General features: G+C 53.5%; 21 protein-coding genes. 12 read left to right on the forward strand and 9 right to left on the reverse strand.

The window, feature by feature from the left end; all coding sequences use genetic code 11:
• Window positions 1–226 precede the first annotated feature (226 nt).
• Together K4305_RS04025 and K4305_RS04030 are read right to left on the reverse strand one after the other, a co-directional pair.
• Entirely contained in the window at window positions 227–2,719 is a 2,493-nt protein-coding gene (locus K4305_RS04025; protein WP_331561077.1) for a TonB-dependent receptor, read from the reverse strand.
• 318 nt (window positions 2,720–3,037) lie between these two features.
• Entirely contained in the window at window positions 3,038–4,240 is a 1,203-nt protein-coding gene (locus K4305_RS04030; RefSeq protein ID WP_331561187.1) for an aminotransferase class I/II-fold pyridoxal phosphate-dependent enzyme, read from the reverse strand.
• Window positions 4,241–4,460: 220 nt separating this feature from the next.
• Between K4305_RS04030 and K4305_RS04035 the strand changes: the two genes are divergently transcribed.
• Window positions 4,461–5,453, forward strand: coding sequence for an NAD-dependent epimerase/dehydratase family protein (locus tag K4305_RS04035; RefSeq protein WP_331561078.1), 993 nt, complete (start codon window positions 4,461–4,463; stop codon window positions 5,451–5,453).
• A 184-nt stretch (window positions 5,454–5,637) separates the two neighbouring features.
• Here the strand turns inward: K4305_RS04035 and holA are convergent, their stop codons facing one another.
• From holA to K4305_RS04050, 3 genes are all read right to left on the reverse strand, one after another.
• Window positions 5,638–6,684 (reverse strand): DNA polymerase III subunit delta, encoded by a 1,047-nt coding sequence (gene holA / locus K4305_RS04040; RefSeq protein ID WP_331561079.1) that lies wholly within the window; start codon window positions 6,682–6,684, stop codon window positions 5,638–5,640.
• A 98-nt stretch (window positions 6,685–6,782) separates the two neighbouring features.
• Complete coding sequence (locus K4305_RS04045) at window positions 6,783–7,280, reverse strand: single-stranded DNA-binding protein (RefSeq protein ID WP_331561080.1); 498 nt, start codon at window positions 7,278–7,280, stop codon at window positions 6,783–6,785.
• 85 nt (window positions 7,281–7,365) lie between these two features.
• On the reverse strand, window positions 7,366–8,160 hold the full coding sequence (locus K4305_RS04050; protein ID WP_442880423.1) for a dihydroorotate dehydrogenase electron transfer subunit: 795 nt from the start codon (window positions 8,158–8,160) through the stop codon (window positions 7,366–7,368).
• Between the two features lie 293 nt (window positions 8,161–8,453).
• Between K4305_RS04050 and K4305_RS04055 the strand changes: the two genes are divergently transcribed.
• From K4305_RS04055 to K4305_RS04075, 5 genes are all read left to right on the forward strand, one after another.
• Window positions 8,454–9,671, forward strand: coding sequence for a TRC40/GET3/ArsA family transport-energizing ATPase (locus K4305_RS04055; protein ID WP_331561082.1), 1,218 nt, complete (start codon window positions 8,454–8,456; stop codon window positions 9,669–9,671).
• A 130-nt stretch (window positions 9,672–9,801) separates the two neighbouring features.
• Entirely contained in the window at window positions 9,802–10,218 is a 417-nt protein-coding gene (locus K4305_RS04060; RefSeq protein ID WP_331561083.1) for a chlorosome protein C, read from the forward strand.
• A 139-nt stretch (window positions 10,219–10,357) separates the two neighbouring features.
• Window positions 10,358–10,603: a bacteriochlorophyll c-binding family protein gene (locus tag K4305_RS04065; RefSeq protein WP_331561084.1), complete on the forward strand. Its 246-nt coding sequence runs from the start codon at window positions 10,358–10,360 to the stop codon at window positions 10,601–10,603.
• 264 nt (window positions 10,604–10,867) lie between these two features.
• Window positions 10,868–12,706 (forward strand): hypothetical protein, encoded by a 1,839-nt coding sequence (locus tag K4305_RS04070; protein WP_331561085.1) that lies wholly within the window; start codon window positions 10,868–10,870, stop codon window positions 12,704–12,706.
• A 13-nt stretch (window positions 12,707–12,719) separates the two neighbouring features.
• Window positions 12,720–13,874 (forward strand): ArsA family ATPase, encoded by a 1,155-nt coding sequence (locus K4305_RS04075; protein ID WP_331561086.1) that lies wholly within the window; start codon window positions 12,720–12,722, stop codon window positions 13,872–13,874.
• A 197-nt stretch (window positions 13,875–14,071) separates the two neighbouring features.
• On the opposite strand, the gene folK is transcribed toward K4305_RS04075, so the two are convergent.
• Together folK and folB are read right to left on the reverse strand one after the other, a co-directional pair.
• On the reverse strand, window positions 14,072–14,623 hold the full coding sequence (gene folK, locus K4305_RS04080) for a 2-amino-4-hydroxy-6-hydroxymethyldihydropteridine diphosphokinase (protein WP_331561087.1): 552 nt from the start codon (window positions 14,621–14,623) through the stop codon (window positions 14,072–14,074).
• The gene (folB, locus tag K4305_RS04085) at window positions 14,589–14,966 is read right to left on the reverse strand and encodes a dihydroneopterin aldolase (RefSeq protein ID WP_331561088.1); all 378 of its coding nucleotides are present in this window, start codon (window positions 14,964–14,966) and stop codon (window positions 14,589–14,591) included. Before folB ends, folK begins: the two co-directional genes overlap by 35 nt.
• A gap of 232 nt (window positions 14,967–15,198) precedes the next feature.
• Here folB and nadC point away from each other — a divergent pair, with 232 nt between their 5' ends.
• Together nadC and acpS are read left to right on the forward strand one after the other, a co-directional pair.
• Entirely contained in the window at window positions 15,199–16,074 is an 876-nt protein-coding gene (gene nadC, locus K4305_RS04090) for a carboxylating nicotinate-nucleotide diphosphorylase (RefSeq protein ID WP_331561089.1), read from the forward strand.
• Window positions 16,075–16,079: 5 nt separating this feature from the next.
• Entirely contained in the window at window positions 16,080–16,469 is a 390-nt protein-coding gene (acpS, locus tag K4305_RS04095) for a holo-ACP synthase (RefSeq protein WP_331561090.1), read from the forward strand.
• 122 nt (window positions 16,470–16,591) lie between these two features.
• On the opposite strand, the gene tig is transcribed toward acpS, so the two are convergent.
• Entirely contained in the window at window positions 16,592–17,875 is a 1,284-nt protein-coding gene (tig, locus tag K4305_RS04100) for a trigger factor (RefSeq protein WP_331561092.1), read from the reverse strand.
• A gap of 97 nt (window positions 17,876–17,972) precedes the next feature.
• On the reverse strand, window positions 17,973–19,250 hold the full coding sequence (locus K4305_RS04105) for a M16 family metallopeptidase (RefSeq protein WP_331561093.1): 1,278 nt from the start codon (window positions 19,248–19,250) through the stop codon (window positions 17,973–17,975).
• A 174-nt stretch (window positions 19,251–19,424) separates the two neighbouring features.
• Between K4305_RS04105 and K4305_RS04110 the strand changes: the two genes are divergently transcribed.
• The 4 genes from K4305_RS04110 to K4305_RS04125 are packed head-to-tail and all read left to right on the forward strand — an operon-like array spanning window position 19,425 to window position 23,602.
• A complete protein-coding gene (locus K4305_RS04110; protein ID WP_331561094.1) occupies window positions 19,425–20,414 on the forward strand; it encodes an NAD-dependent epimerase/dehydratase family protein in 990 nt (329 codons plus the stop codon).
• Window positions 20,415–20,461: 47 nt separating this feature from the next.
• A complete protein-coding gene (recA, locus tag K4305_RS04115; protein WP_331561096.1) occupies window positions 20,462–21,508 on the forward strand; it encodes a recombinase RecA in 1,047 nt (348 codons plus the stop codon).
• 2 nt (window positions 21,509–21,510) lie between these two features.
• Window positions 21,511–22,554, forward strand: a complete 1,044-nt coding sequence (gene dusB / locus K4305_RS04120) for a tRNA dihydrouridine synthase DusB (RefSeq protein WP_331561097.1) — start codon at window positions 21,511–21,513, stop codon at window positions 22,552–22,554.
• 19 nt (window positions 22,555–22,573) lie between these two features.
• The gene (locus tag K4305_RS04125; RefSeq protein WP_331561098.1) at window positions 22,574–23,602 is read left to right on the forward strand and encodes an aspartate-semialdehyde dehydrogenase; all 1,029 of its coding nucleotides are present in this window, start codon (window positions 22,574–22,576) and stop codon (window positions 23,600–23,602) included.
• Window positions 23,603–23,634 lie beyond the last annotated feature (32 nt).

Genomic DNA, 23,634 nt, shown 5'->3' on the forward strand with positions numbered 1-23,634 from the left:
GGAGAGTGACGAATAGGACAGATGGGACGTATGAAAGTGCTCAGCAAGTTGTTTCTTGCTTTCAATAGTTCTATTCCATAGGTCACATAAGTCTCATTCGTCCCATCTGTCCCATTCCCCCAAGCCCCCGGCAGCGCCGGGTTCAACACGAAAATCACATAAAAAAAAGGCCCCTCGTATGAGGGGCCTGCGAAAGAACTGCGCCGTAGCGCTGTGCCGTTTCGGCTCAGTAGGTCAGATCCACGCCAAGCACGAAGCTTCTGCCCGGAGCGCGGAACCATTCGGCTTCTTCATACTGCTCGTTCGTGATGTTTTTCACGAGGAAGTTCAGGCCGATGTTGTCGGTCGCCTGGTACTTCGCGCCGGCATTGAATACCACGAAGTCGCCGGGGTAGTTCTCTCCGTCGATGTTCGAATAGGTGCTGACAGCTTTGTACTTGCCGACATAACGACCGGTCAGGTTCAGGGCGAGTTTCTCGACAGGTTTCCATGTCGCGCTGACTGAACCAGTGTGTTCAGGCCGGTAGGCCAGCCATTCCGGGTCCGGATTGTCGGATGCAAGCGATGCCCCGTCACCCGTTTTGTCCTTTGCGTTCATGTAAGCATAGCCAAGGCTGAAGTTCCACTGCGGATTGGGGCGATAGTTAAGATTGGTCTCGATGCCCCAGATACGGGCTTTTGCTATGTTCTGATACTCGAAAACGATCACAGGTCCCGAACCGATATTCCTCGATTCTATCAGATTATCGTAATCGTTGAGATAAGCTGCGACGTCAACAGAGACCTTGTCACCAAACTGTTTGTATACGCCGATTTCATACCCGGTCATGGTTTCCTTGTCAAGAGCCGGATTCGGGTTGCCCATGAACAGTCCTGCATCACGTACAAAGCGCTCGGCAAGCGTCGGTGCCCGGAAACTCTTGCCCCATGACGCCCGGAAACTCATGTCATCCATGGCTTTGTAGTTCAGAGCAATACGAGGGCTGATTGCATCGACAGACTTGTTTTCAATTTTTTCTGTGATGTAAGTATACGGAGGAATATAATCCCGATAGTCGCGATAGGAAACCTCATCGGCATCTATGCCGCTCCAGTCATAACGCAAAGAAAATAGTGCAGTTAGCCTATCAGTTATTTTCCATTCGTCCTGCAGGAATACTGCTATGTTTTTCTCCTCAACCTCACCAAATTCGTTTGGTGCTGGAATCGTAGCGCTGTATTGGGTTGATTTTACATTAATAATGTTGCCATCTACACCGAAAAGTAAACGATGGTTTTCGGCAGCACGCCAGTCGAGCTTCACGCCTGCACCATAACGGCTCGAACGGTTCTCGTTGAATTCGCCCGGATCACGGTTATAAATGAAGCCATTAAAAGTTTCCATTGGATGACCCGGTGGAAAATACGGGTAAAGCTGAGTATCTTCAGTCGGATTATAATCGATCCTGTATTTGTTGTAGGTATAGTACAGCCGTCCCTCAAGAGTCAGCTTGTCGCTCAGCATGTTTGTATATGTCAGGCCCGCGAACGCATCTTTTCTACTGACGATGTCGTCGGTATAAACATCATCGGCAAGATCATAGGCATACTCGGGATGGGCAATAAACATGCCACCCGGTCCACTGCCACCAGCACCTAGCTCATACGGCCATGTGCTCACATAACCGGCCTCGGTTTCACTATACGAAGCGCTGAGCTGCAGGTACTGCTTCGCGTTGATGTCGTAGCGGGCTTTCAGCTTGACGTCGTTGAGCAGGGTCTGCGAGTTGTCGCGGTAGCCGTCGTCGTCGCTGTGCGTGTAGAGCAGGCTGTAGCTGAGCTTGCCGGCTTTATCGCCGATACCGACATAGCTGTTCCAGAACCATGGCGTATAGCCGTCGCGATAGACGCTCTGGTCGCTTGAAGGAGGAGCATCGTAGAAACCGCCGCTGATGCCGGCTTTCACTTCGAACTTGTCGGGCAGGTAGCCGTATACATTGACGACGCCGCCCATTGCGCCGGAACCGTAGAGCGTGGTCGATGCACCTTTAACCACTTCCATCCTGTTCGCGGAGTTCATGTTGATGTTGGTCCAGACGATACCGCCGGTTTCAGGTGTGGCCAGAGGGATGCCGTCATAAAAAGCCGCTACGCGGGTGCCGATGCCGCCGCCCTGGAAGGTATTGGAACCGCGGATCTGAACGGTAGATGCGCTGTAACCGCTCGATCGGTTGATATTGACGCCGGGAACGGTCTCAAGCGTCTTGTCAAGCGAAGGATTCGGCTCTTCCTTGATCTTTTCTGCCGAAACAACGTTGGTCGTTGTCGGTACATCAAGCCTGTCCTGCTTGTAGAGCGCTGCGCCGACTACCACTTCGGAAGCCATGATGGTGGTCTGGCCGAGCGAGAGGTTCACGACTGCGGTCTGGTCCGCGCCGACGTTGACGACCTGGCTTGCTGACGCGTAGCCGACGATGGAGACGGCGATTTTCTGCTGTTTTGCGGGAACGCCTTTGAGCGTGTAGTTGCCGTTCATGTCGGTAGCGGTACCGATGGTGGTGCCGGCAACGGTTACGGATGCACCGTAAACGCCCTCTCCGTCAGCTTTGTCTGTGATTTTGCCTTTCACGGTGCCTGTATCCGCTGCGAACGACGGAGTCGGCACCAGAAGGGCCAGCAGGCAGAATGCTGAAAGCACAAAACGGACAAGGGGGATCACTTGCGCTTGTTTTGTTTTCATTGTTTTGTGTTGTGTGGTTGCAATGTTAGGTACTGCTAAAGAACATGGTTAGAATTTCCGTCTGTCAGGCATCAACATAAACATCGGCAAGCACGTACAGCAATCTGGCCAATAGAAATAAGCAATCATTCATCTGGTTTTCACGCATACCGTAAATCTATCAAAAAAAAAGAAAAGCGCAACTAATACGGTATGAGAGCAATTTGTCCCATCAGTCACATTTTCCTGAATCTGCGGGGTGCTTTGGCTGGCATTGAAATGCAAATCCCCGGTGGCAGCCGGGGATTGCAAACAGGATGTGAGAACTGGAGTGCCGGCTCAGATAACGCCGAGTTCCCTGCCGATGGTGCAGAATTCGGCGACGACCTTGTCGAGATGCTCTTTTTCGTGAGTGGCCATGAAGCTCGTGCGGAGCGCTTCGTGGCCGGGCATGACGCCGGGACGGATGAAGGCGTTAACATAGACGCCGGCATCGAACAGCTTTTTCCAGAATACAAGTGTTTTCATCTGGTCGCTGATAAGCACGGTGACGATTGCCGTCCGCGACGGCATGAGCTTGAAGCCTGCCTTGAGCAGTCCCTGGCGTACGTAGTCGGTATTGGCGATGAGTCTTTCCATGAGGCCCGGTTCGGTGCGCAGGATATCGAGAGTGGCAAGGACCGCGGCCACGCTTGCCGGAGTGGGCGAAGCGCTGAAAATGAGCGATGAGGCGTTGTGCTTGATGTAGTTGATGACCGAGCGGTCGCCGACGACGTAGCCGCCGAGCGAACCGAAGGTTTTCGAGAAGGTGCCCATGATGAGGTCAACTTCGCTTACCAGGTCGAACTCGGAAGGGGTTCCGCGTCCGCCCTTGCCGATAACGCCGACGGCATGCGCGTCGTCGATGACGATTCGGGCATTGTATTTCCTTGCCAGTTCCACAAGCTTCGGCAGATCGACGATCTCGCCGGAAACCGAAAAAACGCCGTCCGAAACGATCAGTCTGCCTGCGTTTTCAGGAATTTTCTGAAGCACGCGCTCCAGGTCTTCCATGTTGTTGTGGTTGTATCGTACCTGGTTGGCTCCTCCTCCTATGGCCATGATCGAAGCGGCTACGAGGCTTGCATGGTTGTCGCGGTCGGATACGATGTACTCGCCCCTCTGCACAAGGGTGGGAATGATGCCCTGTCCGGTCTGGTAGCCGGTACTGAAAAGAAGGCAGCGTTCCTTTTCGAAATAGTCGGCAAGCCTGTCTTCGAGTTCGATATGCAGGTTGACCGTTCCGGTCATATAACGCGAACCGGAGCAGCTGGTGCCGTATTTGTTGATGGCGTTTATCGATGCCTGCTTTACACGCGGGTCGGCAGTAAGCCCGAGATAGTTGTTGGAGCCGGCCATGACGAGCTTTCGTCCGGCAAAAGAGACTACAGGCCCTTCGGTTTCGTCGATGGGATGAAAAAAAGGATATATCCCCTGCGCCTTCACTTCGTCTGCAAGGGTGAAGTCAAAACATTTCTTGAACAGATCTTTAGGTTTCTCCACAGTCATGCAAAATTTACTTCAGCTGTAGCGGGGGATCAAGCTGGAATTTCTCGTTTTTACGGTCGTCTCTTTTTGTTATTCTTCTCGTTGACCGGGTTTCAGTGTCGGGGGTTTACCCCGAACCGAAATGTATTAAAATTTTTAAATTTTCGGTAAAACGCGGTTTCGTTTTTTTAACACCGGCGGCAGGGTGACGATATATAACGGGTAAATACGGGATATGGTTGAAACGATACTGATTACGGGGTCAACGGGGTTTATCGGCGCAAGGTTGCTGAAGCATCTTGAAACGGAGGGCGCCAGGGTGCGGGTATTCCTTCGCCCCGAGAGTGCGGGGGGCCTGCCGAATGAAAAAATTACGGCAGTGAGAGGCAGGTTCGACGATCCCGAGGCTCTCCGGCAGGCTGTAGCGGGCGTCGACCGGATCGTGCATCTTGCCGGTGTTACCAAAGCCGCCGACGAAGCCGCTTTCGATGCGGGGAACGTAGAGCCGGTGCGCAATCTGCTTGACGCCGTCAGGGAGCATAATTCCGGCCTGAAGCGGTTCGTGCTTGTTTCGTCGCTTGCCGCGGCCGGTCCTGCAGCGGAAGGGACGCATGGCGTGCAGGAATCCGACGAGCCGCGTCCGGTAAGCGCTTACGGGCGCAGCAAGCTGCGGGGGGAGAAGCTGTGCCTGGAAGCGGCAAAGAGCGTTCCGATCACCATCGTACGTCCTCCTGCGGTTTACGGTCCGGGGGATCGCGACGTGCTGCAGGTCTTTCAGATGCTCGCAAGAGGGGTTCTCGTATCGGCCGGCCGGCCGGAGAGGCAGCGCTTCAGCATGATCTATGTCGACGATCTCGTGCAGGGCATCATGGCCGCGGCTCGTTCGGACAGCGCGACAGGAAGCACCTACTATATCACCTCCGCGCAGTCGTGGTCATGGGAGGATGTCATTGCCGCCGCCCGTCCGGCGCTGGGTTTCGGCAGGCTGCATAGAATCAGGCTTCCGCAGCCGCTTGTCCGGCTCATCGGCGTCGCGGGAGGACTTCTCGGCGCGCTTTCCGGCAAGCCCCCGCTTATCAACCGCGACAAGGCGAACGAACTCGTGCAGGACTACTGGGTCTGCTCGCCCGAAAAAGCCGCTGCGGAACTTGGATTCATAGCCGGCACTACGCTTGAAGAGGGCGTTTCGAAAACAGTGGAATGGTACCGGGAAAAAAGGTGGATGTGAGGGAGGAGAGCGGGTAGTAGGTAATGGGTAGTGGGTAATGGGTAGTGGGTAATGGAGACAGGAGGGAGGAGTTTCTTATGTCCTATAGGTCTCATTTGTCCCATAAGTCCCATGCATCGAAGTCCCATGCATCGAAGTCCCATGCATCGAAGTTCATGCATCGAAGTCCCTCGGGTGAAAGCCTTCAGGCTTTTCCGAGAATTTTCTGCATCAGGCAGAGGAGCAGGTGGCGTTCGTCGGAGTATGGCAGAAGTCCTTTGAGCGCGGCATCGGTTTCCCTGAGCGCAATGATTGCCGCTTCCGTTTCTCTGAGGGTGAATTTTTTCGCGTAGCCGAGGTAGTTGCGTACGAAGAATTCCTGTTTTCCGTACATGCCGAGAATTCGCGCGATGTCTGCTTGCGGGAGCTGCTGGACGGCAGGTACGGAGAGCTTCCAGATGCGCATGAAAAACGTCGTCATGTAGCGCACGATGCCTCCGAGTCCATCCTTTGCTCCTTCGTGCTCCATGATCATGAGGGAAATACCGCTTGAAAGCCTGAGGTTCCGTTCGGCAAGCGCTTTTTCAAGCTCGAAGACGTTGTAGGTTTTGGATATGCCGACGCATTCGCAAATATCTGTCGAGGCAATGGTGTTACCCGCATGTTTCGACGATGCGTACAGGATGATTTTATCGATTTCATGGGCGATTTCCCGCGAAGAGGGCTCTACGTAGGCTGAAAAGAGTTTCAGGGCTTCGGGTTCGAAATCCCAGCCGGCGGCACGGGCCCTTTCTGTTGCGAATGCGTCGGCGCTGCGGATTGCGGGAAAATCCGTCCTGAATTTTTTCAGCTCGCTGAACGGTGATTTGTCGAGCTCTTTTTTGTCCGCGCTGTCGGTATCGAGGATAAGTACCGTAAAATCCGCCGGGTCAGCCAGGTACGAGACGAACCGTACCTCCTGATGCTTCTGCTGTTCTTTCGATCCGGTTCGTTTGATTTTATCGAATTGTCGGACCACAAGCAGTTTTTTCGGGGTGAACATGGGGTACTCCGATGCTTTCGACGCGAGTTCTTCGAGCGTCATGTCCTGACCGTACGCCACCGAAGTATTGAATGCGGCTTCTTCCGGCGACGGAAAAAGAGCCGCCTTGATCAATCCGGCAAGCTCTTCCTTGATATAGCTTTCCGGGCCGGTAAAAAAGTAGACCGGATCTATTTTACCCGACCGGATTTTTTTCTTCAGGGCTTCCATGATATCACTGTACGCTCATGTGCGGCATGGCCGACGCAGACGGATTACCCCGGAAGGGGGGGAATGTTTCCGTCGGCCATGCAATGCGCCACGAAGTTTCAGAAAGGCAGGTCGTCCTTGTCGTGTTCCATCGCCGGCCCGGAGGGCTGCGAAGAAATATCGGAGGAGCTTTGACGGGTCTCGCGCGACATCTGGTTGTATTGCGGCTGCGGACGCTCGAACGAGGTACCCGTTTCGCCATATCCCCCGCCCTGTTCCTTTGCCGAACCGAGCATCTGCATGTCGGTGCAGACGATTTCTGTCGCATATTTTTTTTCGCCGCTTTTGCTGTCGTCCCAGCTGCGGGTCTGCAGGCGCCCTTCAATGTATACCTGACGTCCCTTTTTCAGGTACTGGCTGCAGATTTCGGCGAGTTTACCCCAGACGACGATGCGGTGCCACTCGGTTCTGTCCTGCCAGTTTCCGGAGGCATCCTTGAAGCTCTCGCTGGTCGCTACGGTGAAATTTCCTACCGATTGTCCGGATGCCGTCGTTCTCAGTTCCGGATCGTTGCCGAGGTGGCCGATGAGCATTACTTTGTTAAGACCTTTTGCCATAATAATCCAAGCTGCTGATTAAAATAATTTATCTTCGTAACCGGACTCCAGTCATTCCTGATGAAATAGTATTGCGTCAGACAAGTTACAAAACAAGTCGTTCTCCGTCAATGACCGGCCCTTCGCGACACAGAAGAATCGTACCGATGCCGCCATCAGGCGTTCTGACTTCGACTGAACAACCGTAACAGATTCCTATGCCGCAGCCCATGACCGATTCCAGCGAAAGCTCGCAGGGTATGGCGTGCGTTCTGCAGAAAACCGCTACGGCTTTGAGCATCGGGTTGGGTCCGCAGGCAAACACTTTAAGCTTTCCTTTCGATTTCAGTGCCGTTATATCGTTAGCCAGCAGATCCACCACCGTTCCCCTGAACCCCGCCGATCCGTCGTCGGTAGCGATTCGACAGTTCGAGAGGTTTTCCTGCAGCAGATCTTCCGATGTTCTTCCACCAATATAATTAATGCATGAGATCCCGCTGGTTGTAAGGGTTTTTTCAAGAAACAGCATCGGAGCGGTTCCAATGCCGCCTGAAACCAGCAAAGCGGTATCAAACGAGGCATCACTGGTGTTGAAATTGTTTCCGAGTGGTCCCAGAACCTGCATGGTTTTGCTGCACGGCGAATCGGCGAGAATAGCTGTTCCGCAACCGACAGTTTTTGCCATGATGTCTATTACTGTTCCGCGAACATCATGGATGGAAAAAGGGCGTCGCAGCAGTGGCTGCGTCGAATCGTTGACCTTGATATTGACAAAATTGCCCGGCTGTGCAGCTATGGCAATTCCAGGACAATCGAAAGTGATGATGGAGACGTCCCTGCTGATCTTTCGCGAAGCGGTGATCGTGGCAGTCACATCTGCAATCGTTGCGTTTTCTTGCATCATGGCAGGAACGGTATAAAAAAGAATATGGATGTGAAAAACTGTTCAGCGTAATAACGCAACATACTGCCGATTATGCAAATGGAGACAGGAGGATCCGCTCCGGAGTACATTTTTGTCCCATATGTCCCATTCTTCACTCAGCACTCATTTCCATTCTCCCCGCAGCATAACAAAATGCCGGTTTAATTTTTTAACGTGGCCGGAAGTGTGTATGTTAGATCTTTTGTAGAGTCCAGAGAGAGTTATATCTTTTGTCTTTCGATCGTATTCACAAAACCAATGTCCGGTTCATGCGTATCTTAACATTTACAGGTAAAGGCGGAGTAGGCAAAACCAGCGTGTCGGCAGCAACTGCTGTCCGTTTATCAGAGTTGGGCCATCGTACCCTTGTCCTTTCAACCGATCCGGCTCACAGCCTTTCGGATTCATTCAACCTGCCGCTCGGCGCCGAACCCACCAAGATCAAGGAGAACCTGCATGCCATCGAGGTCAATCCCTATGTCGATCTGAAGCAGAACTGGCAGTCGGTTCAGAAATACTACACGAGAATTTTTATGGCTCAGGGCGTCTCCGGCGTCATGGCCGACGAGATGACCATTCTTCCCGGAATGGAGGAACTCTTCTCTCTCCTGAGAATCAAGCGGTACAAGACCGCCGGCCTGTACGACGCGCTTGTGCTCGATACGGCGCCTACCGGCGAAACGCTCAGGCTGCTTTCTCTTCCCGACACGCTCTCATGGGGTATGAAAGCGGTCAAGAACGTCAATAAATATATTGTCCGTCCTCTCAGCAAGCCGCTGTCGAAAATGTCCGACAGGATTGCCTACTACATTCCTCCCGAAGACGCAATCGAATCGGTCGATCAGGTATTCGACGAGCTCGAAGATATTCGCGAAATCCTTACCGATAACGTGAAATCGACGGTGCGTCTTGTCATGAACGCCGAGAAGATGTCGATCAAGGAGACCATGAGGGCGCTGACCTACCTGAACCTGTACGGCTTCAAGGTCGATATGGTGCTGGTCAACAGGCTGCTCGATACCAACGAGAACAGCGGTTACCTGGAAAAATGGAAAGGCATCCAGCAGAAATATCTCGGCGAAATCGAAGAGGGCTTCTCACCGCTGCCGGTCAAGAAACTGAGGATGTACGAGCAGGAAATCGTAGGTCTCAAGTCGCTCGAGATGTTTGCCCGCGATATGTACGGCGATACCGATCCGTCGGATCTCATGTACAACGAGCCGCCGATCAAGTTTGTCCGTAACGGAGATATCTACGAGGTTCAGCTCAAGCTCATGTTTGCCAATCCCGTCGATATCGACGTATGGGTAACAGGAGACGAACTCTACGTGCAGATCGGCAACCAGCGCAAGATCATCACACTGCCCATCAGTCTTACGGGGCTCGAACCCGGCGATGCGGTCTTCAAGGACAAATGGCTCCATATTCCGTTCGATCTTAACCATCAGGGCAAGCATCATCGCGAGCGCGAGTTCAATAAGGTGTGATTCTGCAGTTGAATGGCTGTTTGTATGATGAAGGATTTTTATTAATTTTCATCATCAATAAGAAGGTATCCAAAAACCATGAAAACAGGGGAAAGCAGCAGCATTGCCCTGATTAAACCGGAGAGAAAACATGTCAGAATCCTATCAGAAACTTCGCAAGGATTTTAAAGAGCTCGATTTTACCGACCGCCTCACCTTTCTTGCAGAAAGTGTGCTTCTTACCGGCCAGAGCGCTGTTGTGGGCGGCCTTGAGCTCGCAGGCAGCGTCGTTGAAACCGTAACCGGCACCGTTGGCTCGCTGATCGACGCTACGGGTATCGGCAACATGCTCGGCCGCACAGGCGGAGTCGTCGGCGAAACCATCGACAGGGTTGCCATTACCGTCAAGGATGTTTCCCGTTCCGCAGGCGAACTCTACACCGACGCGGTGAAAAATGTCGAAAATGTCACGGACAACGCAGCCAAGGCGATTGGCGACGCAGGCGTTACCGCTTCCGAAGCGGTTAAGAACATCGCAGGCTCATTCCAGAAAGGCGGAGCCAAATAAATAAAGACGAAGAGGCGCTCCCGGGAGCGGGCCTGAATTCTTTGTTTGTGTTTTTCTTTTTATTGCTGTAAATTAGGTTAAAGTTTCTATTTCCAAATCCGGGTAAATTTCCAATAATAAAATTCCAAAAGGAGGAATTATGAGTGGTGGAGGTGTATTTACCGATATCTTAGCTGCCGCCGGCCGCATTTTCGAGGTTATGGTTGAAGGGCACTGGGAAACTGTCGGGATGCTGTTCGATTCTCTGGGCAAAGGCACCATGAGAATCAATCGCAATGCTTACGGCAACATGGGCGGCGGCGGCGGAAGCCTCCGTGGTTCGTCACCTGAAGTTTCTGGTTACGCTGTACCTTCCAAGGCAGTCGAATCGAAGTTTGCAAAATAAGCAGATTTTCGAAACGGTATTTCTGGCAGTGAAAAGCTCATGTTTTCACTGCCTTTTTTTTTGCCTGTCAGATATCGACACCGTCTGCATGAGGTGCAGAATCCGGTATTGGTTAGAATATCCCGCTGTTTTTCCTGCGCATCCCTGTCTGTAAGGTTTATGCCGACCTGCAATCACTTTTCGGAGGAGTTTCACTTTCTTTTCATATTTTATTAGATTTAAAGTTCAACCGATAACACGTCTAACGCGATCAGGACACTGGTAATGGCCACAATTTCTTTATATGTATCCGGACAGACAGAGCTGAACGATGTCACTGAGTTTTTTCAGAAGAATCTCATGAGTGCCGGAGAGAATCCTGTCGCTTTTTTCGATGGGGTTTTCTATGAATCTCATCAGGAGCGCGTAGGAAATATCGTTTTTCAGGACTACCTGATCTATACCGATAAAGCTGTATATCTCTGGGCAAGAGGCGCGAACAAGGATTTTCTCGATCGTTTCAGTCTTGGTTCTGTTTCCGTCAACAGCCGGAACAAGGACGGCGATTTTGCAACGCTCAACCTCAAGATCAGGCGGGAGGAGAAAGATCCTGTCTATGTTATTTTCGATATGGTTGAAATACGAGAGGCCGAGCTTATCACCAGATTGCATACCGTCGTTGAATCGACTATCGAGGATGCTCTCGGTGTCAACTTCAGGAAGGAAATTCCCGATGCCATAGCGGCAAGAGTGCTTCAGGCGGGAAGGGCTGTCTGTCCTCCCCACTCATTTTCCATTGCAATGGCGCCAGCGGCGCCGAGCCATCAGGACAGTTCGATCGGTTATGGCCAGGACCTGCTTGAACAATACAAGGCATCAATCGGTTATCCGCCTGCGGATGATCCGCAGCAATACAGCGAGCATGCCCGGGACAGGCAGAGCGGCGCACCTTCCGGTCAGGCCGGGCAAGGCAATCCTGCCGGAGACGCATTGAAAGGACTTGAGAATATTCTTCCAACCGACCCGGCAGCTCTCAAGAGAATCGCATCGTCTATCAAGGATATGGTCGGCGAAGCACCCTTCAAGCTTCGCGAACAGGTAATGAAAGATCTGCAGCATGTGCCGGGCGATGTGGCGACGGTACTGACAGCAATGAATGAACTGCTGGCCAATATCGCAGGAAACCCCCAGGCAGAGCGTTTCGTTATGACCGCCATAACAACGGCAGTCCGCAATGACGGCGTACTCGGTTCTATCGGCAAAATGCTCAAGCTGACGACAGGATTCGGCAGCGATAAAAAACAACCATCCAGAAATGATCGTCGCAGCCGCAGCGATAATGCCGGAGGCCAGGAGCGAAGGCCGTCTTTCGATGAGGATGACGACAGTTCGACAATCAGAAGAAAGAAAATCAGCATCAAGGACGATGACGCAGGTTCCTCCTCTTCAGGTATGTTTACAGCTGGACTTCCTGACGACGAAGGTTTGCCGCTTCCCGAAGAACGCATCAGAAAAAGCGCGGTTTCCGGGGATGACGATTCGGATAACAACATCAAGCGCAAAAAAATAAGCATCAAGGCTGAAGAGAGTTCGGCATCGGCGCTTGTGCGGGATATGATGGCCATGGACACGCCGCCCTCGGATGTTCATGCCGGAGAGAAGCATCGTGATGAACATCGCCCTGCACCTGTATCGGAAACCGATCAGGAAGTACGCCGAAAAAAAATCCGGATAGTCGAGAACAGCGATGCGCCGACGCATCGGCAGGAAGATCTTTCCGGAGCTTTTAACGAAGAGCCGTTATCGGGATCTGTTCCCGACGAAACCGAAACGTCCGGGGTACAAAATAAAAAGATATCGATCAGGGATGAGTCAGCCGACGATGCCGGCTTTTCCATTTCTGAAGAGATGCTTGCTGGCGCGCTTTCAGAAGTTTCATCCGGGTCCGGGAACTCCGATGTATACAATACAATCGAATCCGATGGAGACGCCCATGCCGGGCACACTGATTCTGCTGAAAAGAAACATGCAGCGGACTCAAGCGATCCTGGTGCCGCAGCAGATCCGAAAACATCGGAAGAGCAGCCTGCAAAACGTTCAATAAAGGTCAAGTCTACTCAATAGTTTCGTAAAAAACATGAGAATTATTCTTTATCTGGGGAAGGGCGGAGTGGGAAAAACCACCGTATCGGCTTCAACGGCTACGGCAATTGCCCGTCGGGGAGAGCGCGTGCTGATTATGAGCACCGATGTGGCTCACAGTCTTGCTGACGCGTTCAGCAGAGAATTAAGCCAGACTCCCATAGAGGTCGAAAAGAACCTCTTTGCCATGGAAGTGAATGTCCTTGCCGAAATCAGGGAAAACTGGACCGAGCTCTATTCCTATTTTTCATCGATTCTCATGCATGACGGAGCCAACGAAGTAGTTGCCGAAGAGCTTGCCATCGTGCCTGGTATGGAGGAGATGATCAGTCTGCGTTACATCTGGAAAGCAGCGAAATCCGGCAAGTACGACGTCGTTATCGTCGATGCCGCCCCGACAGGAGAAACCATGCGCCTGCTCGGTATGCCCGAATCTTACGGATGGTATTCAGACAAGATCGGAGGCTGGCATTCGAAGGCTATCGGTTTCGCAGCGCCGCTGCTTTCGAAGTTCATGCCGAAAAAGAACATCTTCAAGCTCATGCCCGAGGTCAACGAGCACATGAAAGAACTTCACGGGATGCTTCAGGACAAAAATATCACCACCTTCCGCGTCGTGCTCAACCCCGAAAACATGGTTATCAAGGAAGCGCTTCGCGTGCAGACCTATCTGAACCTTTTCGGATACAAACTCGACGCTGCCGTGGTAAACAAAATTCTTCCGGAAAGTTCCGCCGACCAGTACCTGCAGAGCCTCATCGATATCCAGCAGAAGTATCTTAGAGTGATCGACAACTGCTTCTATCCTCTGCCGATATTCCGAGCGCATCAGCAGACGTCCGAAGTGATCAATACCGACCGGCTGCATGTGCTGAGCCAGGAAATTTTCGGCGACAAGAACCCTGCGGCAGTGCTTTACAGCTATGATAAAACCCAGACGCTCGAAAAAATCAACGGCAAATATGTGCTCAGCCTTCATCTTCCGAACGTCGAAGTCAAAAAGCTCAACGTCAATATCAAGGGCGACGAACTGCTTGTGGACATCAACAACTTCCGAAAGAGCATCATTCTGCCGAACGTACTGGTAGGAAGGAAAACCGAAGGCGCCGATTTCGCCGCCGGCAACCTGAACATAACCTTCGCGAACTGAGTCATCTTTGTGATTTTACCACATGAAGCGGGCGGCATCATAAGTGCCGCCCGCTTTTTTGTTTCACCGGGGAATGGGACGAATAGGGCGTATAAGACGAATAGGACTGATAATAGTGCCATTGAACTCCGAAAACTGATTCCCGGGGTCTTTCATACGTCCCATTCTTCAAGCCGACAGCCGACAGCCGACAGTACTCAGCGTGGTATCGCTATCCCTTCGCGGAGCCTGACCGGCACCGACCGATCCGGGCATTGTTTCAGGAGCGAAGAGACAGGGCACTGCAGCGCTGGATGCAGGGGATCGGCAAGATCGAGCAGGGGTATCAGCACAAACATCCGTTTCGTCAGTTCCTCGTGCGGAATGCTGAGCACGCTGTTTCGCATGACGAGGCTGCCGTAGAGCAGGATATCGATATCGATCACCCTCGGACTCCATCGTATATACTGTTCAGGTCGGCCGAGGTTTCTTTCAATGGCCTTGCAGTGCGAACGAAGTTCATCCGGCGAGAGTCCGGTGTCGAGTTTAACGACACCGTTATAGAAACGTTCCTGTTCGGTAACGCCGACCGGTTCCGTCATATAGATGGCCGAAACATCCGTCACGCAGGTATCCGGCAGCAGGTCGAGCAGGTTGACGGCTTCCTGGAGATGAGTCAGGCGGTCCCCGATGTTCGAGCCGATGCCGAGGTAAACCGTCTGACGTCGTCCGGTTTCAGCTCCGTGTCGCCGAGAAGCATGCTTCAGCATAGTCGCAGATTCCGTTCAGGGGAGGATTTCGTTTTCTGACCTTGATCGTTGTTTCCTGCAGAACCGGAAAGTCCGACAGCAGCTCGTGAACGATATCTCTTGCCACCGCCTCGATCAGGAAGTAGCGCTTCTGGGTCAGTACTGCCTTGATTTTCCGGTATACCGTGCCATAATCGATGGTTTTCGAAATATCGTCCCGGAGTGCGGCTTCGGTGAAATCGAATACCAGTTCTGCATCGACCTCATACTTCGCTCCGACAGTATGCTCCTCCTTCAGTACGCCGTGGTGCGCATAAAAAAGGAGGTTGACCAGCCGTACTGACGAGCGGGTTGTGACAGTCATATCGGTTGTTGTTTTTGTCATAAAATACAATGTGAGCAACTCGCGGCGAAAGTCAAAATTCTCACTGCAGAATGCATCGATTGCCCGATCGTGCCTGATCCGGATTCAAGGGAAAAATGTTACCTTTACATCAAAGGCTCTTCTGCGTAACCCGGCAAAGCGCCGACATCGGCGGTAAGAGATGCCCTGACGATTAACCCTTATGCTTTCTAACAGATACATTCCGGACAGTATGACACACAATCTCTCCGATTTCTATGCAGGATGCCGGTCGCGTGCCGTAATTCTCGCACTCGAAGAGGACCGGTATACCGGCGATATCACCACTCTTGCAACGATTTCGCCCGAACAGCAAGGTCACGCCGTGATCAGGGCAAAGGCATCCGGAACGCTTGCCGGAGCCGGCGTTGCGGAAGAGGTATTCAGGGCATGCGATCCTGGGCTTACGCTCAGTTTCTCCTGTCGCGACGGCGATGCCGTGGAAGCGGGAACGACCATACTCGACGTTTCCGGCAACATCGCTTCGCTGCTCATGGCCGAGAGAACGGTTCTGAATTTCATGCAGAGAATGTCGGGTATCGCCACGCGTACAGCGGCATATGTCAGCAGGGTCGCCCATACGGGAGCAGCGATACTCGATACCCGGAAAACGGCGCCCGGCTTGCGTTACTTCGACAAAGAGGCAGTACGCATAGGGGGCGGCAAAAACCACCGTTTCGGGCTGTTCGACATGATTCTCATCAAAGACAACCATATCGACGCTTCCGGCGGCGTGGCCAATGCCCTTGGCAATGCTGTTGTATACCGGGAGCGTAACGGGCTCGATGTACAGATTGAAACCGAAGTCCGTTCGCTTGCAGAACTTGCCGAAGCGTTGCCCTGTGGCCCCGATATTGTGCTCCTCGACAATTTTTCCGTTGAACTGCTTCAGCAGGCGGTTGCCTATTCCCGGTCATGCGCTCCCGCAGTCAGGCTTGAGGCTTCGGGCAATGTTGGCATCCATAATGTCGCGGCGATTGCCGAAACCGGCGTTGACTTCATATCCATCGGCGAACTTACGCACAGCGTGACGGCGCTCGATCTTTCCATGACCATAGCGTTCGTCTGAATCCTGTGGAAATAGGCGTTGACATTGTTGAACTCGAACGGATAGGCAGTGCCTGGAGCCGTTACGGCGAAGCGTTTCTGAAACGATTTATGACCGTCCGGGAAATCGAATACTGTCTGAAGAAAAAAGACCCCGTTCCGAGCATTGCCGGAAGGTTCGCCGCGAAAGAATCGCTGGTCAAGGCTATGGGGACGGGTATATCGGGGCCGGTTCACTGGAAAAGCTTCGAAGTGATCAACGACAGCCGGGGAAAGCCTGAAGTACACCTTCACGGCATGGTGGCTGACGCCGTCAGCAACGCGCAGGTATCCATTTCCCATGACCGCCGCTCGGCCGTAGCTATGGCGGTGGTTGTGAAGAAGGAGGGAGGAGAGTGGGTAGTGGGTAGTGGGTAGCTTGAGCGGTGGGATGGAAGCTCATCCCGCCAACCAGCCATCAAGCTAACAAGCCATCTCGCCAACAGAAAAGCAGAGGCAACGGACCTCTGCTTTTCTGTTGTGATTTCTGTCTGCCGGTCTCAGCCTTTGTGTTCCGGGATGGGTGTGGGCTCTTCGGTGATGGTGACCTGGCTTTTGATGATGTCGTAGACTTTGTTCTTGAGGATCGAGTCCGAGACGTAGTCCCTGAATTCGCTCGACATGTAGGCGTTCAATGCCTGTTCGACGCTGATCGACGGGTTTTTCCCGGCTTCATTTTCTGCAAAAGCCCGGATGTCTTCATCGGTTACCTCGAGGCTGTTCATCTCGGCGATTTTCTGGCTTATCAGGAGCCAGCGGGCGTGCTTTTCGGCATTCGGAGCCATGGCAAGGGTGAACTGCCTGACGTCGAAACCTTTCGGGAAATTGCCGCCCATCTGACGTTTGGCGTTTTCCACCAGCATGTTCGAGAACGATGCGATCATGGACTTCGGCGCCGGTACCGGGTTTTCTTCGATCAGTTTCGCTGAAATCGATTCGAGCAGTTCGTCTTCCGATTTCATGGTGAAGTGCTGTTCGAGCTGGATGCGGACATCGGCGGTGAAATCTTCGGCGTTTTCGAATCGCTGGCCGGTTATATCCTTTACCAGCTCGTCGGTAAGTTCGGGTAGTTCGAGGCGTTTCACCTCCTTGACGACGATGCGGTAGTGCTGTACCGGAGTTTCCTCGTCTTTAGGCTCCGTATTCACGTCAGCGCTCTCGCCGGATTTTTTACCGAGGAGTGCCTTGCGGAACGGGTTATCTTCGGGAAGGTATGCGAGATTGAAATGGTGGTTTTCCATTCCGGATTCCTCCTCCGCCTCGCCGGACTCGTCGATTTTCGTGACGTCGCCGATGACGGTATCGGTTTCTGTTGCGGCCTCGTCGACGGAAACAAGCGTTCCGTGTCCCTTGAGGATCAGGTTGATCTCTTTGCGGACATCCTCGTCCGTTATAACGTAGCGCGGCTGGCTGAAGCTGTAGCCTTCGAAGCTTTTCAGTTCGAATTCAGGGTGTACTTCGTATGAGAGCTGTATTTTGAGCTGGCCGTCTTCGAAGCTGAAGCTGTCTATGGCCGCACGGCTTGCCGGTTTGATTCCGTCCTCTTCGGCGATCGCGGCGAAGTGCTTCGATGCCATTTTTTCGGCGATCGACGCCTCGATTGCCGGACCGACCAGCTTTTTGAGCATTCCTGCCGGAACATGACCTTTTCTGAATCCCTTGATCTGTACCGTTCTTTTTGCCTCTTCAAGTTCCTGATCGTATTCCGTTCCGAACTCTTCGGCTGCCAGGATTATTTCCAGCTGCTGTTCGGTGTCGCTGATTTTCGTAATGTTCTTTTGCAAGGCTGTCTCGGTTTGTTGATGAGTATGATAGTCAAAAATAAAAGTCCATAAGATACAAAATAATCGTCGGATAAAAAACAGGCGCGCTGCCGGTCGGCTAACGCGACGGTTTGAATACCAGCGTCGAAAGTCTCGATGCATCGAGAAGCAGCGCGGCTGCCTTGGCGATATCTTCGCTGCCGACCGCCTCGATGGCGGCAATTTTTTCGGCAAGCGGCACATGCCGTCCGAAATAGGAGAGATCGGTTGCAAGATGCGACATCCGGCGCGTCATTTTTTCGGTACCCATAAGCAGCGACCCGAGGAGTTTCGATTTGGCCGAGCGCAGCTCATCGTCTGACGGCACGGCAAGGTCCGGTCTTTTGAGCACCTTTGCCAGAACATCGAGAGTCAGCTCGACCTTGTTGCCGTCGGTTCCCGCATAGATGTTCATGACGGTAAGATCGTCGAAGAACGCAACGGTCGAATAGACGCTGTAGACAAGAGCGAGCTTTTCGCGCAGTTCGAGGTTCAGCATCGAGCTCATGCCGTTGCCGAGTATGGTATTGAGCAGCATCAGGGCGTGGAACGACGCGTCATCCCGCGCAATGAGGGTGCCGAGCACGATCTGGGCCTGATGAATCCGTTTTTTCGGGGCGCGTCTGAACGGTTTGTATGCTTCAGGAAGAAACGGCTTGCGTACGGGCAGCGGACCGTCGGCGGCAGGGAGCGTCGAAAAGCATCGTTCCGCCAGGCGCACGAATTCGTCGTGCCGGATATTGCCCGTTGCGGTGAGGAACATTTTTTCCGGTCGGTAAAAATCCGACATGAAGTTCCTGAGATCGCTGCCGGTAAAGCCGTTCACGCTGTTTTCGGTTCCGAGAATCGCCCGCCCGAGGGGGTGGCTGCCGAAGAGGCTGCGGTCGAAATCCTCGAAAACCAGCTCTTCGGGAGTATCGTTCACGCTGCTGATCTCCTCGAGCACAACCTCTTTTTCTTTTTCAATCTCCTCTTCAGGGAAAACCGGGTTGCATACAAGATCGGCAAGCAGGTCGAGGGACGGGCCGGTAAAGGTATCGAGGCATCTGAGGTAGATGCAGGTCTGCTCTTTTGTCGTATAAGCATCGAGATATCCGCCAGTGCGCTCGATACCGCAGGCTATTTCGATATAGTCGCGGTTTCCGGTGCCTTTGAAGAGCGCATGTTCGATGAAATGTGCCAGTCCGTTTTTCCGGGCAGGGTCATCGCGAGATCCCGCGTCGATATGGATGCCGAGGGTGACGCTCTGTACCCACGGAACATGGTCGGTTATGACACGCAGGCCGTTGGAAAGAATGCCGCTTTCGATGTTTTCTGCAAGGCATCCCGGTTCCGGTTCCTGATAGCGTTCGGGCATAGGGCGAAAAATTTATGATAGCGATGATTGGAATTAAGCGCAATGTAGTTTTAATTCGTATTTTTATGAACAGACTACTCTTTGATATCGTTGCATGAATACGGTTCAAGGAACCTGTCCGGCTGACGCGTAAGGCTCATTCCGGAACGGCTGAAAGATACGGTTTTCTCTTGCATGGTCACGACATCCATTCTTATTACCGGCGCAACCGGATACATCGGTTCACAGGTTATGCTGGAACTGCTTGCACGCTACGGCGACAGGTTCAGGCTGAAAATACTGGCCAGGCAATCTTCGGACTGTTCGTTTCTTTCCGATCTTCCCGTCGAGGTTTTCCGGGCCGATCTGCTCGACGCGCCTTCCATAAACGAGGTTTTTGAAGGGGTCGATACGGTTTTTCATTGCGCAGGGCTCATCGCCTATACCAGAAATTTCAGGAACCGGCTCTATGACGTGAACGTAGTCGGAACGCGCAACGTCGTCAATGCCTGTATCGAAAATCGGGTACGTCGTCTGGTCGTGACCAGTTCCATTGCCGCCATAGGCGGTACCGAAGACGGATCTCCCTCTTCGGAGTCCTCTTCCTTCATGGAGTGGCAGCGCAGGAACGGTTATATGGAGTCGAAACACCTTGCCGAACTTGAAGCGCTCCGCGGGGTTGCCGAGGGGCTCGATACCGTGATGGTGAACCCGGGAGTGGTCATCGGCGTCGATAGCGGCAACAAAGCTTCGGTAAGTTCTTCGAACGAGGTGCTCCGGCTGATCCATAAGGGTCGGCTGCCCTTCTGCCCGTCGGGCGGCACCGGATTTGTCGATGTGCGCGACGTCGCAGCGGCACATCTGGAGGCCTGGCAGAAAGGTTCGACCGGTCAGCGCTATATCGTTGTCGGTCACAACCGGACTTTCGCTGAATTGTTCGAAGCAATACGCAGAACGCCCGGAAGCTCCATGAACCGGGTCTATCCGCTGCCGGGAGCCGCAATTTCCCTTGCCGGTCTCGGAGGGGAACTCTGGTCGCTGCTCTCCCGGAAGCCCTCCTTCATAAGCATCGAAAGCAGCCGGACGGCCTCAAGAACGCTTGTTTACCTGAATGACCGCTCGATAAAGGAGTTGGGGATGGTCTACCGTCCGCTCGACAATACGCTTGCGGCAGCCCTTGATTGATCGTTTCGTTATCGATTTTCTTAATCTTTTATGACCGGAACATACCTATGGACAACAGCAATAAAGAGCACGGAGCTGAGGCGGTCGATCCCGCGAAACTCAAGCAACTGAACATTGCCGTCGACGCGCTTGAAAAACAGTTCGGCAAAGGCACCATTATGCGCATGGGCGACGGCGCGCCGATACTGCAGGTGCAGGCCATACCGACCGGCTCGATGACGCTCGACTTTGCGCTCGGCGTCGGGGGTTTGCCCCGCGGCAGAGTAACGGAAATCTACGGGCCCGAATCGTCAGGAAAGACCACCCTCGCCCTGCATGTCATAGCCGAAGCACAGAAAGAGGGGGGGATTGCCGCAATCGTCGATGCCGAGCATGCCTTCGATCCAGCCTACGCACGAAAGCTCGGCGTCGATATCAATGCGCTGCTCATCAGCCAGCCGGAATCGGGCGAGCAGGCTCTCAGCATCGTCGAAACCTTGGTGCGGAGCGGAGCCGTCGATGTCATTGTTGTGGACTCCGTCGCAGCCCTCGTTCCGCAGGCGGAACTCGAAGGCGAGATGGGCGACAGCGTCGTCGGTCTTCAGGCCCGTCTCATGAGCCAGGCTTTGCGCAAGCTCACCGGCGCAATTTCAAAATCGAGCGCGGTCTGCATTTTCATCAACCAGCTGCGCGACAAGATAGGGGTCATGTACGGTTCGCCGGAAACCACCACCGGCGGCAAGGCGTTGAAGTTCTACTCCTCGGTACGTCTCGACATCCGCAAGATCGCCCAGATCAAGGACGGCGACGAAATCGTCGGAAACCGCACAAAAGTTAAAGTGGTCAAGAACAAGGTCGCGCCTCCGTTCAAGAGCGCGGAGTTCGATATTCTCTATGGCGAAGGCATATCAGTGCTCGGCGAACTGATCGATCTGGCCGTAGAGTTCGGCGTGGTGAAAAAATCCGGATCCTGGTTCAGTTACGGCCAGGACAAACTCGGCCAGGGACGTGAAGCGGCCAAGAAAGCCCTTCGCGAAGACCGTTCGCTCTTTCAGCAGATATACGTGCAGGTCAGGGAACTCATGACCGGTACGGCTGAAATTCTCAACGGCTGACAATGAAAATAGGCACGATCGATATAGACCGCCCGGTCATTCTCGCTCCCATGGAAGATGTGACCGACCAGGCATTCCGGCAGCTCTGCAAAAGGTGCGGGGCCGACATTGTCTATACCGAATTCATCAGCGCCGAAGCGCTGCGCAGGGGGATCGAAAAAACCGTGCGCAAGCTGCAGGTCGATGCCGTCGAACGTCCGGTTGCCGTCCAGATTTTCGGAAGTACCGTCGAATCGATGATCGAGGCGGCCGCGGTCGCCGAAACCTACAGTCCGGACTTTCTTGACATAAACTTCGGCTGTCCCACAAAAAAAGTAGCCGGAAAGGGAGCCGGCGCGGCTCTGCTCAGGGAGCCCGATAAAATGCAGGCAATCGCCGAAGCCGTCGTCAGGCGTGTAGGGATTCCGGTAACGGCCAAAACCAGGATAGGCTGGGACCACGATTCCATCAACATCGTCGATGTTGTGCATAGGCTTCAGGATGTCGGTATCCAGGCTCTTGCCATTCACGGGCGAACCCGCAGCGATATGTACAAAGGCCGCGCGGATCGGGGATGGATAGCGGAAGCGAAACGTCATGCGACGATTCCCGTCATCGCCAACGGCGACATCTGGTCTGCCGACGACGCTCTTGCCATGTTTACCGAGACCGGCGCCGACGGCATCATGATCGGACGCGGGTCGATCGGGAACCCGTTCATTTTCAGCCAGATCAGGCACCGCATGAAAACCGGCGAACATGCGCCTCCGCCGGGTTTCCGCGAGAGGATCCATGCCGCGATCGAGCATCTTCGTCTCTCCGTGCGCTTCAAGGGAGAAAAATACGGCAATCTTGAAATGCGACGGCACTATGCCACCTACCTTAAAGGGCTGCCGAAAGTATCGCATGTTCGCAACCGGATCGTCCGCGAGGAGAACTGGGAGCATGTCATCGAAATCCTCCTGGCCTATGAAACCGAATGTGAAGGGTATGCCCGCGAGGGGCGCATAATGGAATATGCGGAGTACCTTAACGACCATTCGGAAAAACTTGTCTTGAATTATTAATGAACCTTTATATCCACGTATGAGCAGTTCAGATTTCCGCTACCGCGTAGCGGTGCTCGGCGCGACCGGACTTGTCGGCCGCACCATGATCCATGTCCTTGAGGAAAGGAATTTTCCCGCAGACGAAATCGTGCCGCTCGCTTCGTCCAGAAGCGCCGGCCAGATCGTCCGGTTCAAAGGCCGCGAGTTCGTTACTGCAGTTCCATCCGAAGATATTTTCCGTAATGTCGATATCGCGCTTTTCTCCGCCGGAGCATCGGCCAGCAGAGAGTGGGCGCCGGTTGCCGCAGCGGCAGGGGCCGTCGTCATCGACAACTCCTCCGCTTTTCGCATGGAGCCAGGTATTCCGCTTGTCGTACCGGAAGTCAATCCCGAAGCCATCTTCAAAGCCGACGGCAAGCCCGCGGGCATTATCGCTAATCCCAACTGCTCCACCATACAGATGGTTGTTGTGCTCAAACCGCTTCACGACCGGTATCGGGTGAAGAGAGTCGTCGTTTCGACCTATCAGTCGGTTACCGGCAAAGGCAAGGCGGGACGCGACGCCCTCGAGAGCGAGCTTGCCGGCCAGACGCAGGATCAGTTCACGCACTTCCACCAGATCGCCTTCAACGCCGTGCCGCAGATCGACGCCTTCACCGACAACGGCTATACCAAGGAGGAGATGAAGATGGTGAACGAAACGCGCAAGATCATGGCTGACGACGCTCTTGCGGTCTCTCCTACCACGGTGCGCATACCGGTCTACGGCGGTCACGGCGAATCTCTGAACATCGAGTTCGAAAACGACTTCGATATCGACGAGGTGCGTTCCATTCTTGCGTCAGCCCCCGGAGTGATTATTCAGGACGATCCATCCGCCCGCATCTATCCGATGCCGCTTACCTCATACGAGCGCGACGAAGTATTCGCCGGCAGGATCCGCCGCGACTACTGGAACCCGAAGACCCTGAACATGTGGATCGTAGCCGATAACCTCAGGAAAGGCGCGGCGACCAACGCCGTACAGATCGCCGAGGTCATAGCGGCCCGGCAGCATAAGGCCTGAAAGAAGAATGCCGGGGTGGGGCTCTGAGAGCC

Origin of the sequence: Chlorobium sp., assembly GCF_036528655.1 — a bacterium.
GTDB lineage: Bacteria > Bacteroidota > Chlorobiia > Chlorobiales > Chlorobiaceae > Chlorobium.